The organism is Embleya sp. NPDC001921, from assembly GCF_053594475.1.
This window is the reverse complement of record NZ_JBSFEO010000018.1, coordinates 94,266-105,988: the sequence shown is the minus strand read 5'-3', so window position 1 is coordinate 105,988 and position 11,723 is coordinate 94,266. Positions and strand designations below refer to the sequence as shown.

Below are 11,723 nucleotides of genomic sequence, written 5' to 3'. Positions count from 1 at the left end.
GTCGGGCCGTCGGCCGCCACCTAATGTGGGGCTGTGCGCTCCTTCCCGACATCGCCTCTCGTCCGCGACCGATACCTGTGTGCCCATCTCGCGTTGGTGCTCGTCGGCATCGGCTGGCTGGCTCTCGGCCACTCCGGGTCGCAGCCCTCGGCGGTCGACTGGAGTCTGGGGCTGGCGGGTCTGGCGGCGAGTCCGGGCGGCCGGGTGAGGCCGCTCGCGGTGACGATCGCCCAATCGCTGCTCCTGGTCACCGCCGAGGTCTTCGGGGACGCGCCCCCGATCACCGCGAAGGTGCTCGTCGCGGTCGCCCTGTTCGAGTTGGCCGCGTGTCGACGCCGCGACCGCGACGTCGTGGTGGGCACGCTCGTGGTGGCCCTCGTCTACGCGGCGATCCTCCTGGAGCGGTCGAGCGTCGACGTCGCGGGCTCGCTGTACCGGATGGCGGTGATCGTCGGAGCGCCGCTGATGCTCGGCGTGTACGTGCACTCGACCCGTCGGCTGTTGCACGAGACCCGGGAGCACGCGGCCGAGGCGGAGCGCCGCCGCGAACTCGCGGATCAGGCCATCCGCACCGCCGAGCGGACCGCGATCTCGCGAGAGATCCACGACCTCGTGGCGCACCACGTGGCCTCGATCGTGCTGCGCGTGGGCGTCGCCCGGCACGTGATCCCGGCCCGCGACGCCGCCGTGCGCGAAGTACTGGACGACGTCCACGAAACGGCGACCGAGGCGATGGACGATCTCCGCCAACTGGTACGGCTCCTGCGCGACTCCGGCCCGGGCGCCGCCACCGAGAACCGGTCGATGGCACCCGAGGATCTGCTCCCGGCCCTGCACGAGGCCATCGAGCGCGGCCGACCGGTGGGCGCCCGGATGCGGGTGGAGATGGACCCGAGCGTGCGCGAGGTGGACCCGCTGCGGGCGCTGGCCCTGCTGCGCGTCGTCCAGGAGGGGTTGGCCAACGTCGCCCGGCACGGCGGGGCGGATCCGACGGTCCGGGTCGTCGTCGGGCCCGACCTCTCGGGCGCCACCCGGGTCGAGATCGCGAACCACGGCGGAAAGGCGCCGGCCGGAGCCCGGGACGACGGCGCCCGACCGGAGCAGGGACTGGGTCTCGTCGGGCTGCGCGAGCGGATGACCCTGCTCGGCGGTACGTTGCGCGCCGGCCCCGAAGCCGGGCCCGACCCGACGGCCGAGGAGGGCTGGTTGCTCGTGGCCACGCTGCCGGCCGGTCCCGCCGGCCGCTCTCCGGCCGCCTCGGTCGAAGCGGGGGCGGCCCGATGATCCGGCTCCTCATCGTCGACGATCAACGGCTCGTCCGCGCGGGCCTGCGCATGCTGTGCGCGCCGGCCGACGACCTCGAGGTGGTCGCGGAGGCCGGCAACGGCCAGGAGGCCACCCGGCTCGCCGCGCGCCTGCGTCCCGACGTCGTCCTGATGGACCTGCACATGCCCGGGATGGACGGCACCGAGGCCACCCGCCGCATCCTGGCCGAGCGGCCGACGACCAAGGTGGTGGTGCTCACCACGTTCGACGACGACGATCACCTCTACCCCGCGCTGACCGCCGGCGCCTGTGGCTTCCTGGCCAAGGACGTCGCCCCGGACGAACTGCTGGACGCGATCCGCCGCGCGGCCGCCGGGAATTCGCCCTTCAGCCCCGCGACGCTGCGCCGCGTGGTCGCCCGGGCCGTCGCGGCCGAGACCACGCCGGACCCGACGGCCCCGACCGAGGGGGCGCGGCTGACCAGGCGCGAGATGGAAGTACTCACCCTGGTGGGCCACGGTCTCTCCAACCCCGAGATCGCCGACCGCCTCCACGTGGGCGTGACGACGGTCAAGTCGCACTTGGCCACCATGATGGGCAAGACCGGCACGAACAACCGCGTACGCCTGGCCGTCCTGGCCGCACGCATGGGCCTGCTCACAAAGTGACGCCCCCGCCGACCGGGACGTGGCGCCCGGCGTCCCCCGGCGGTACCCGGTTCGCTGCCCGCGGCCGAGGGGGTACGACAGCGCGGCGAGGTACCGATTCACGCGAAACACCTCGTCGACACGGCCCTGCGCCAGACCGTCGTGCTGCGCTGTGCGTCCACGCTTCCACCCACGCGCCTCGCTCGCACCGGGTTCGGCGGCTCGCGACGCGAAGCGGTTCGCGGCGGGTCGAAGGCCCGTCGTCGAGATCGCTCCGGCCCGCCCCGGCCGGATCCCCTGGACCTGGCTTCGCCACGTCCGGACAAGGAAGACAGATGACCGGCACCATCCGACGCCGCGGCCCCGACATCACCGGCACGTTGTTGGCCGCGCTCCTTCTCATCGGCAATCTGGTCGCGGTGCTCCTGCTCCCGCCCCTGGCCGCCGAACTCGTGGCCACCCTCACCGGCCGACAACCGGCCGGAGCCGAACTGCTCCGCGCCTATGGCGACTTCGATGTCTCGCGCCTCCCATCGCCGGGCGTGATCGCGCTCGCGGTCGGCCTCCTGCTGCTGCTCTCCGCGATCGACGTGCCCTTGCTCGCCTACCTCCGCGACCGCGAGCGACGCCGGCACGTGGACTCCACCGCTCGGCTGTTGACACGTCGTGCCGACGTCCGGCGGGTCTCCACCGTAAGCGTGCGCGCCTCGGCGGCGCGGATCGCGTACCCCGTGTCGACGCCCGGGGTGTACGTCGGCCGCAGCGTGCGCGACGGGCGCGACGTGTGGGGCTCGTGGGAGGAGGTCCAGGTGGACATCTGCGGCCCGCGCACCGGCAAGACCACCTGCCGGGTCATCCCCAACATCGTCTCCGCCCCGGGAGCGCTGGTGGTCACCTCGTGCAAGCGGGACGTGGTCGACGCCACCCGCGAGGTGCGTCGACGAAACGGTCGGGTGTGGGTCTTCGATCCACACGACGTCGCACACGAACCTCCCACCTGGTTCTGGGATCCACTGGGCATGGTGGCCGGCAACCTGAAGGACGCGGTGGGCGTCGCGGGTCTGATCGCGTTCACCCAGCGCGACCTACAGATGCGCTCGGACGGGTACTTCCAGCCGGCGGCACAGAACCTGCTGGCGATGTTCCTGCTCGCCGCCAGCTTGGACAAGCAACCGATCACGGTGGTGCGACGTTGGTTGCTGCGCCCCGACGACGACGAGCCGGAGACCATCCTGCGCGGCGCGAGCAGCTTCCTGGCCGCCGAGGCGTGTGCGACGAGCCGCGGTCTCCCCGCGGACCAGCGGGCGGGCGTCTACGGAGCGGCCGTGCAACTCGTGTCCTGGCTGGCGGCTCCCGAGGTGCTGCCTTGGATCACTCCGGGCGAGGGGCGTGAGGAGTTCGATTTCGTGGAGTTCGCCGTCGGCACCGACACGCTCTACATTCTTTCCGGCGTGGACGACGCCCGTTCGAATCCCGCCGCCACGCTGCTGACCGGGGCCATGCTGGTCGCCGCCGAATATCGTGCGGCGGCGTGCTCGGGCGGCCGACTGCCCGTCCCCTTCCTGGTGGTGATGGACGAGGCCGCCAACACCGCGCCGCTGCCGATCCTGCCCGATCGGCTCTCCCACTACGGGTCCCGGGGCGTGGTGGTGATGATGATGCTCCAGTCCTGGGCACAGGGCGTCCACGTGTGGGGCGAGGCCGGCATGGCGAAGATCTGGAACTCGTGCTCGGTGCGGGTCTACGGGGCGGGCGGCTCGGAGAGCGCGATGCTCCGGGCCCAATCGGTGTTCTCGGGCCGATTCGAGGCGCGTACCACCGCCGTCACGCACGCCTCCTCGGCCGGGTGGGGCTCGACGGTGACCAGGGCCACCCGGCCCGAGGTCGTGCTCGACGTGGCGGACCTGGCCGCGCTGCCGCGTGATCGCATGCTGGTGCAGATCAGCGGCGGTAGACCGCTGCTGGTGCGCTCCATACCGTGGTGGGAGGGTCCGCACGCCGACGCGATCCGAGCCTCGATCGCCCTGCACGGCCCGTGACGGCGCCGCGGCGCGAACACCGGTCCGCTAGCCGCCGGCGCCCGGCGTCGGTGCGCGATGGACGCCCATCCAGGCGGTCGCGAAGTCCACATACGGCCGGACCGGTACCAGGAAGGCGTGCGCCGCGCCCACCCGACCGCGAGTGATCGCCTCGGGATGCCGCTCCTCGAAGTCCCGTCCCAGCTCCGGAAAGTCGTGGTCGCTCAGTGCCACGTCGGGAAAGGAGAACCACGCGCTCCCGCCCGAGGCGGCGATCTTGCAGGTGTAGCGGCGCTGCGACCGGTGGGGGTGTCGGTATTCCGCCAGGTGGGCCACGGAAACGACGCCCCACCCGACGCCGATCGCGAGCACCCCGGCCCGCGTGTCGTACAACCGGCCCATCGGTGAATCCGGGCCGAAATGCGTTCTCCCGTGGCCTCGGGTGACCTCTTCGGCCCGGCCGCCCAAGGCCACGACCGAGGCCAGCGGATGTTCGCTGCGCAGCGCCCCGCGGTCGGCACGAATGGACTCGGCGAACGCGCCCACCGCCGTCGACACCGACGCGTGCGGGTCCAACGGCCGGTGCAGATGGTCGGCCAACTCCTCGACCGTCCGGCCGGCGGTCGCGTCGGCGAACGCCTGGGAGGTGATCGAGTTCTCCGGCGTGTACGCGGGCACCACCAGGGTTCCGTCGACTCCGAGCACGGCCCGGAACGCCGAGCGGAGATCCCGCGACTCGGCCCCGGGTCGGCCTCGACCGCGCACGGCGCGCAAGGAACTGTGCACCATCACCGTGTCGCCCGGTCGCAGGCCCAACTCGGTCAGGTCTCGGGCGAGTTCGACGACCCGGGCCGTCTCGGCACGGTGCGGTGTCGAGTCGGTGTACCAGGACCCGTCGGAGGTCGATGTGGCGAACACTGCTGCCTCTCCGGGGAATCGGCTCGGCGTGGCGCGCCGTTCGTGGCGCGTGGCGGGTCGGCTCCGCCGAACCGCGCGAATTGGCTGATCAGGTGCGGTCCTCGGCCTCGCCTCAGGCACGTGTCGCGCCTGAGAATCGGAGCGAATGTGGCCGCGGGGTCCCCCATCCCGCGCCACGCGTGCACGCGAACCGGCGGAGGAGAGCAAGGTGGCCCATTCCGATGCCGCGTACCTCGACGCGAGAACCGAGGCGGTCGTACCCGCTTCCGCGAAGGGGCACGAGCTCTACCGGGGCGGTGACCAGTCGCTGCTGCACCCTTTGCTCGACGCCCACTTCACCCGCCACGCGATGGAGGTGGTGGGCCGCAGGCCGCTGGACGCTCGCTTTCGCGTACTGCACCAGGGAGCGGTGAAGGCGTACGACCTCAGCTACGGCACCGACGTGGTGATCAGTCCCGCCGAGCCACCCGATGTCTACATCATTCGCCTCGAACACCGCGGGCGGGCCTCCCTCAACATCGAAGGCGGCATGCAGCCGTTCTCCCCGAGCGTGGTCAACCCCGGACAGGTCGTGGTCGCCCGCTGGGACGCCGACACCGCCACCCGAATGCTCTGCATCCCCCGGCAGGTGGTGGCTCGAGCGGTGCGCGACCAGATCGGCGAGGCCACCGACGAATCGCTCGGTTTCCAGGCCACGTTCGACCCTCGCGTCCCCGAGGCACGCACCTGGCTGCGGGTCGCCCGACAGTTCGCCGAGGAGGCCGGCAACGGGTTGTTCGCCGAATCCCCCTTGGCCGTCGCACACTTCGAACTGGCACTCGTGCACGGCCTGTTGGCCACCCAACCGCATCGCCTCTCCGAACCGATCCGGCGCTCGGCCCCGGTCCGGGGCACCGGCCCGCTACAACGCGCCCTCGCGTACTGCGAGGCACACGCCGGGATGCCGATCTCGGTCGCGGATATCGCCGCTGCCGCCCGGGTGAGTGTGCGCACCCTTCAGGAACAGTTCCGCGTCCACCTGGAAACCACCCCGATGGGTCACCTGCGCCGAATCCGCCTGGCCGGCGCGCACGCCGACCTCGTGGCCGTGGCCCAGGGCCGGGCAAGCGGCACCGTCACCGGGGTCGCCGCCGCGTGGGGTTTCCCGGAGCGCCGACACTTCGCCGCCCACTACCGGGCCACCTATCACCGGCCTCCCTCACAGACCATCGGCGGGCGCGTGACGGATCCGCACCGTCCCGCGCCACCCCGATGAGTCACGGCGTGTCCTCACCCACCCGGCGGCGCGCTCGCCAGGTCCTTGGCGATCCTGGTCCGCACATGCGCGATCACCCGCTTCATGTCCGGGCAGAACACCGTGGGATTGAGGAACCCGCTGCCCGCGCGATAGCGGTGGATGAAGAATCCACCACCGCAGACATTGCGGATCGCGCATGAGCGACACGTCGGCGACAGGCCCTCGATCCCGATCTGGCGAGCAACCACCGCCGGGTGTCGCAGCGCCGCGTCCAGCGGGTCGGTGAGCACCGACAATCCCGTGGCCGCCGCGCCGTCGAACGCCGACTTGATCGTGTCCACCTGCTCGATCCCACCGTCGGTGTCGATCGTGACGGTGGTCGCGGGTCCGATCCCCACCTGCTCGGACCGGGTGTGGCCGCCGAGCACCAGACTCAGCAGATCCTCGAACAGCTTGACCCGGGTCTCCTGGCGCGGTGCGTCGTACCAGCGATCGAAGGCCCGCACGATCCAGTCGCCGTAGGGTGTGCGGCTCGACCCCTCCTCACGAAGTGGCGGCGGGGACGTCCAGTTCCCGTGCGGCAGCACGAAGTCGAGCATCGGCGGCTCGTGCGTCAACAGCGACTCGTACACCTCGACCGGATCGTTCGCCACGTCGATGACGCACAGCAGCCCGCCGAACAATCCCGGTCGCGACGGATCCCGCAGCCTGGCGACCGCCTCGGTCACCGCCGCATGGCTCCCCCGCCCGTCGGCGAAGCGCCGATGGCGGTCGTTGGCGAGTTCGCCGCCGTCGACACTCACGCCGACCCGGAAATCGAGTGCGTGCAGGGTGTCGAGCATGCGGTCGTTCAGGAGCAGACCGTTGGTCTGCACGCCGAAGGAGACGTGCGTGCTCGCCGGCACCTCGCGGCGCACGGCCTCGGCCATCCGCGTGATCAGGGCCGGCCCCGCGAGCAGCGGCTCGCCGCCGTGCACGATCAACTGCACGCGCTCCTGCCCGTGGGCGCGCACGTGCTCGCCGATACGGGCGGCGGTGCGGTCCACGACCTCCGTCGACATCGTCTTGGCGCTCGATCGCCAGGATTCGTCGCCCATCTCGTACAGGTAGCAGTAGTCGCACGCGAGGTTGCAGCGACTGTGCATTTTCACCACGAAGTGGGTGAACGGCACCGGCTGCCACATCGTGCCCAGGCTGTCGGGATCGAGCAGGTCGGCCGGCCATTCCGCCGGTCTGCGTACGGGGGCTTCGAGGTTGACCACAGTGTCTGCTCCGGGTGGTTCCGAGGATTGCACCGGCGCGATCCGTGCGGGTGGGGGTGTTCCCGGCCGGGTCCGGCGGACCTCGGGGGTGTCCGAGGTCCGCCGGGGCATCAGCCGTTGCGTCGACCGCCCGGCGTCACGTGCCGGGCGGTCGAGGGCGACTGCTACTCGCCGCCGACGAAGCTGTTGTAGCCGATGCGCGGACCGCTCGCCTCGGACTCGGCGGCGACCCGACGCAGCGCCATGGCCAGCGGGGATTCGCCGGTGCGGTCGAACGCGGCGGGGGTGGCCGGGGAATCGGTGATGATGGGCGTCGAGTTCACGGGGTTCACGAATGGCTCCTGTGTTCGATCCGGTGGGGCGACCCCAGGTTAGGAAAACGAATCTCCGCCGGCTCCGATCGCGAAAGGAACTCGCGCGATCGGACCCGACCACCGCGCTCCCACACCCCCCACCCGCCCCCGGAGGCCGGGACCCCGATCCGGGCGGCCCTTGGGTAGGCTCCGTTGTCGCGTGTCGAAGGCCGTTCGCGCGACCCCGCCGATCGGTCCGCGGCCGAGGGAGATGAGGACACCATGACGCGAGCAGTGGTGACGGACTCGTTCGCCTTCTCGAACGGCGATTCCGCGGTCTTCATGACCGTCGAGCACGGACGGTTCACCCGGGGACAACGGGTCAGAGTGAGTCGCGACGCGAGTCTCCTGGGCGAGGCGGTGATCCAACTCGGTTTCGCCGCGGCGGACGCGGGAGCGGACGCGGAAGGCGGCCCGTCGCCGCACGCCATGATCAAGGGCATTGCCTGTCTTCGCGGCGACGTGATCGAGGCATGCGAAGGGTGAGGCGCCCCGCAGGTGACGGCACACTCGTCGCGGCCCTCGCGGCTACGCGACGGCGAACCGGGTCGGTGGCGCGGTAGCCGGTCCTCGGGCGCGCGCCCGAGTGCTCCGCGCGGACGCTCGGGGGCGTGCGCGCCGCTCCCCGGCCGGAACGGGGCTTCACCCGGACGGCGCAGACCACACGAGCGCGCGGCACCGTACGAGGCGAGGCCCACGCGTCCAACCCGTGCCGACCTCTCGACGTCGCTCGTCGTCGCTCGCCGCTCGTCGTCACTCGTCGCTCTTCGTCGCTCTTCGTGTCGCGTCGCGCCCGGAACGTCATCCGACTTGCGAGTGTCCGACCCGGCCGAAGACGGACCACGAACAGCGCGAGGCTCGGCGCGGCGCCGCGTCACCGGCGCTGCGGGCTCCATTCGAAGAGCAGGATGGTCACGTCGTCCCGCAATTGGTTGCGCTGGTAGTCGAGGATGGCGTGGATGAGCAGGCGCAGCACCTCCGCCGGGCGCTGTCCGGCGGAGGAGGAGCGGATGATGAAGTCGGTGAACCGGTCGAGGCCGAATTCCGCGCCGTCCGCGTCCCGAGCCTCCACGACACCGTCGGTGTAGAGCAGGACGCAATCGCCCGGTTCCAGGGTCGCCTCGTGGACCTGCCAGGCCGCCGGGGCGAGCGGGCCGGCCAGGCCTATCGGAGGCTGTGGGGGGCTGTCCAGCGCCCGGTCGAGCACCCGCTCGGCACGGATCAGCAGCGGCGGGGGGTGACCGCAGTTGACCCAGCGCAGCACCCCGGTCTCGGCGTCGAGCCGACACAACACACCGGTGCAGAAATGGTCGGGCAGCCACTGGGCGAGCGCCTGGTCGACGGAGCCGACCACATCGGCCAGGTCGGCGCCGCCCCGGCGGGCGTTGCGCGCCGCGGCCATGGCGACCGACGTGGTCAGGCCGGCGGTCAGATCGTGACCCATGGCGTCGAGGATCATGGTGTGCAGGATGTTCTTGACCACCGAGTGGTCGAAGGCGTCGCCCGCGACGTCGTACGCCGGTTCCAGGACCGCGGTCGATACGCACCGGGCGCTGCCGATGGTGCGGGGTGGCAGGAAGGCTCGCAGCATCTCGGCGGGCAACCGCATGGTTGCGGTGCGGGTACGGGCGGCGAGCCAGTCGCTGTAGGCGCGCTTGGACGTGATCAGCATGGCGAACAGATGGGCCAGCATCCGACTGCGGCGCATCAGCACCCCGTCGAGCGAGGCGGTCCGCACCGCCAGCACGCCCAGCCGCTCCGCGCCGTCGACCAGAGGCACCCACAGGATCAGGCCGTCGTCGTCCTCGGCCACCCGCGGGGAAACCGCGCGGTAGGCCCAACCGGCCGTCGAGCCGTCCACCGGCAGCGGCTCCAGGGCCTCGTCGAGGGGGATGAGCAGTTGCTGTTGCAGGTCGACAAGGTAGATCAGCGCGGTATTCAGGCCGAGGGCGCGGGCGCATCGGATCGCCAAGGCGGGCAGTTCTACCGGCAGGGCCGTCTGCGCCTCGAGGATCAGCTCTTCCAGCCGATGCTCGTCGACGGCGGTGTCGGGGCCGGAGAACGCGTGCGGTGTGTCCGACACGGGGATCACCCCTTCCGTGCCCAGTTTCACACCGATCCCGTCCTCCCTCACCTCAGCCCCTATCAGCCGTCGATTTCCGGGCGGGAGGTCGACGCACCCGACATCGCCTCCGGCACGATCCTCGACCCCGAGAGCTCCATCGTCGAGATCGTCCCGGCCGTCGAACGCGCGATTCGCCCGTCCGTCCACGTCCTCCTCGCGAAGGAACGATTCCCTGACGGCGTGAAGGAGTCGGCCCACACCGGCGGCCCGGCCGCTGCGCGCCGAGCACGCCGAACGGCCCGGCCGTCCGCTCACGTGCGGATGACCGGGCCGTTCGGGAGTTCACCTCGGACGCATCATCAATCCTTGTGTTCGTGCACCGTGTTGGTCTCCTGGATCTTCTTCCAGGACTTCGGTTCCGGCAGCACATCCGCCGTGGCGCTCGGCGCCGGACGCGACTTCGCCGCACTCGGCGCCGCTACTCCGGCCGATCCCGCCGCCGGCTTCGCCGCAGTGAACAGCCAGGTGTTCAACAGCTCGCCCAGCGGCTTGCCGGAGATCCGCTCCGCGAACGCCTGGAACTCCTGGATGGTGGCGTTGCCGTACTTGCGCTCGGTCGGCCACCCCTTCAGGATCCGGAAGAACTTCTCGTCCCCGACGGCGTTGCGCAGCGCCTGCACCGCCACCGCGCCCCGGTCGTAGACCGCGATGTCGAACTGGTGGTCCGCGCCCGGGTCGCCGGGCTTGACGGTCCAGAACGCGTGGTCGGCCGGGTAGAGATTGTAGACGTAATCGGCCAACTCCTGGGCCGTGCCCTCGTTCTCGTGCTCGGACCACAGCCACTGCGAATACCGGGCGAAGCCCTCGTTGAGCCAGATGTCGCTCCAGCGCTGCACGGACACGCTGTCCCCGTACCACTGGTGGGCCAACTCGTGCACCACGACGGAGGTGTTGGAGCCCCGGGCGAACTGCGCGGGGCTGTAGAAGATCTGGCCCTGGGTCTCCAGCGCGTACCCGGTGGGCACGTTGGGCACATAGCCGCCGACCGTACCGAACGGGTACGCGCCGAAGTAGCCACTCAGCCAGTCGACCAACTCGCCGGTCCGCTCGACACTGGCCCGCGCCGCACCGGCGTTGTCGCCGAGGTCGTTGCTGTACGCGGTGATCACGGGCAGCCCGCCCGGGGTGGTGTCGGTGCGGATGTCGAACCTGCCGATCGCCAGCGTGGCCAGGTAGGTGGCCTGCGGCTTGGTCTGCCGGTAGTTGTAGCGGGTCCAGCCGGCCCGCGAGCTGCGGGTCGAGGTGCCGTTGCTGACCACCTGGGTGCCGTCGGGCACCAGCACGGAGACGTCGAAGGTGGCCTTGTCGGTCGGGTGGTCGTTGCTCGGGTACCACCAGGCCGAGCCCTCCGGCTCGTTGGCGGCGACGCCGCCGTCGGGAGTGCGCAGCCAGGCCGATTGGCCTGCGCGTTCGACCTCACCGGGCTTGTCGGCGTAGCGGACGACGACGGTGATCGGGCTGCCCTTGGCGATCACCCGGGCCGGAGTGATCTCCAGCTCATGCTCACCGGTGGCGGCGAACCTGGCGGTGCGGCCGTTGACCAGCACCTCCTTCACCTCGAGCACGAAGTCGAGGTTGAAGCGGGTGAGGTCCTGGCCGGCGGTGGCCAGGATGGTGGTGGTGCCCTCTAACTCGTCGGTGGCGGGCTGGTACTTGAGCCGGATGTCGTAGTGCGAGACGTCATAGCCGCCGTTGCCGGCGTACGGGTAATAGGGGTCGCCGATGCCTGCCGCTCCCGGGCCGACGTTGGCGGCGGAGGCGGGGACGGACAGGAGCAGGGCGAACGCGCCGGCAGCGGCAGAGACGATCAGCCTCTTGCGCACAGTGGTCCTCCACAGGGTCACTGGGAAAACGGGTCGGATCGATCCTTGTCCCAACGGATCCCGCCCTGCGCCCG

General features: G+C 71.1%; 10 protein-coding genes. 5 read left to right on the top strand and 5 right to left on the bottom strand.

Translation table 11 applies throughout. The features are described from left to right. The first annotated feature begins 33 nt into the window (after nucleotides 1–33). From ACWCPW_RS22030 to ACWCPW_RS22020, 3 genes are all read left to right on the top strand, one after another. A complete protein-coding gene (locus ACWCPW_RS22030; protein ID WP_449763288.1) occupies nucleotides 34–1,284 on the top strand; it encodes a sensor histidine kinase in 1,251 nt (416 codons plus the stop codon). Next, nucleotides 1,281–1,934, top strand: a complete 654-nt coding sequence (locus tag ACWCPW_RS22025) for a response regulator (RefSeq protein WP_449763287.1) — start codon at nucleotides 1,281–1,283, stop codon at nucleotides 1,932–1,934. Before ACWCPW_RS22030 ends, ACWCPW_RS22025 begins: the two co-directional genes overlap by 4 nt. A 314-nt stretch (nucleotides 1,935–2,248) precedes the next feature. After that, nucleotides 2,249–3,952 carry a type IV secretory system conjugative DNA transfer family protein gene (locus ACWCPW_RS22020; RefSeq protein WP_449763286.1) on the top strand — a complete coding sequence of 568 codons (1,704 nt, stop codon included), beginning with the start codon at nucleotides 2,249–2,251 and terminating at the stop codon, nucleotides 3,950–3,952. A 27-nt stretch (nucleotides 3,953–3,979) separates the two neighbouring features. Here the strand turns inward: ACWCPW_RS22020 and ACWCPW_RS22015 are convergent, their stop codons facing one another. Next, nucleotides 3,980–4,849 carry an aminoglycoside N(3)-acetyltransferase gene (locus ACWCPW_RS22015; protein WP_449763285.1) on the bottom strand — a complete coding sequence of 290 codons (870 nt, stop codon included), beginning with the start codon at nucleotides 4,847–4,849 and terminating at the stop codon, nucleotides 3,980–3,982. Between the two features lie 208 nt (nucleotides 4,850–5,057). Between ACWCPW_RS22015 and ACWCPW_RS22010 the strand changes: the two genes are divergently transcribed. Next, nucleotides 5,058–6,104: an AraC family transcriptional regulator gene (locus ACWCPW_RS22010; RefSeq protein WP_449763284.1), complete on the top strand. Its 1,047-nt coding sequence runs from the start codon at nucleotides 5,058–5,060 to the stop codon at nucleotides 6,102–6,104. A gap of 14 nt (nucleotides 6,105–6,118) precedes the next feature. Here the strand turns inward: ACWCPW_RS22010 and ACWCPW_RS22005 are convergent, their stop codons facing one another. Together ACWCPW_RS22005 and ACWCPW_RS22000 are read right to left on the bottom strand one after the other, a co-directional pair. After that, nucleotides 6,119–7,348 carry an FxsB family cyclophane-forming radical SAM/SPASM peptide maturase gene (locus ACWCPW_RS22005; RefSeq protein ID WP_449763283.1) on the bottom strand — a complete coding sequence of 410 codons (1,230 nt, stop codon included), beginning with the start codon at nucleotides 7,346–7,348 and terminating at the stop codon, nucleotides 6,119–6,121. Between the two features lie 164 nt (nucleotides 7,349–7,512). Beyond that, nucleotides 7,513–7,680, bottom strand: a complete 168-nt coding sequence (locus tag ACWCPW_RS22000; protein ID WP_449763282.1) for a hypothetical protein — start codon at nucleotides 7,678–7,680, stop codon at nucleotides 7,513–7,515. 243 nt (nucleotides 7,681–7,923) lie between these two features. Here ACWCPW_RS22000 and ACWCPW_RS21995 point away from each other — a divergent pair, with 243 nt between their 5' ends. Next, nucleotides 7,924–8,187, top strand: coding sequence for a hypothetical protein (locus ACWCPW_RS21995; protein ID WP_449763281.1), 264 nt, complete (start codon nucleotides 7,924–7,926; stop codon nucleotides 8,185–8,187). A 388-nt stretch (nucleotides 8,188–8,575) separates the two neighbouring features. Here the strand turns inward: ACWCPW_RS21995 and ACWCPW_RS21990 are convergent, their stop codons facing one another. Both ACWCPW_RS21990 and ACWCPW_RS21985 read right to left on the bottom strand, forming a co-directional pair. Further along, nucleotides 8,576–9,793 carry a PP2C family protein-serine/threonine phosphatase gene (locus tag ACWCPW_RS21990; protein ID WP_449763361.1) on the bottom strand — a complete coding sequence of 406 codons (1,218 nt, stop codon included), beginning with the start codon at nucleotides 9,791–9,793 and terminating at the stop codon, nucleotides 8,576–8,578. A gap of 332 nt (nucleotides 9,794–10,125) precedes the next feature. Continuing rightward, nucleotides 10,126–11,649 carry a M1 family metallopeptidase gene (locus ACWCPW_RS21985; RefSeq protein WP_449763280.1) on the bottom strand — a complete coding sequence of 508 codons (1,524 nt, stop codon included), beginning with the start codon at nucleotides 11,647–11,649 and terminating at the stop codon, nucleotides 10,126–10,128. Nucleotides 11,650–11,723: the final 74 nt, after the last annotated feature.

Bases quoted from the DNA above. Each gene is read 5' to 3' on its own strand.
- ACWCPW_RS22025 (WP_449763287.1), top strand. From the start codon at position 1,281: ATGATCCGGCTCCTCATCGTCGACGATCAACGGCTCGTCCGCGCGGGC.
- ACWCPW_RS22020 (WP_449763286.1), top strand. From the start codon at position 2,249: ATGACCGGCACCATCCGACGCCGCGGCCCCGACATCACCGGCACGTTG.
- ACWCPW_RS21995 (WP_449763281.1), top strand. From the start codon at position 7,924: ATGACGCGAGCAGTGGTGACGGACTCGTTCGCCTTCTCGAACGGCGAT.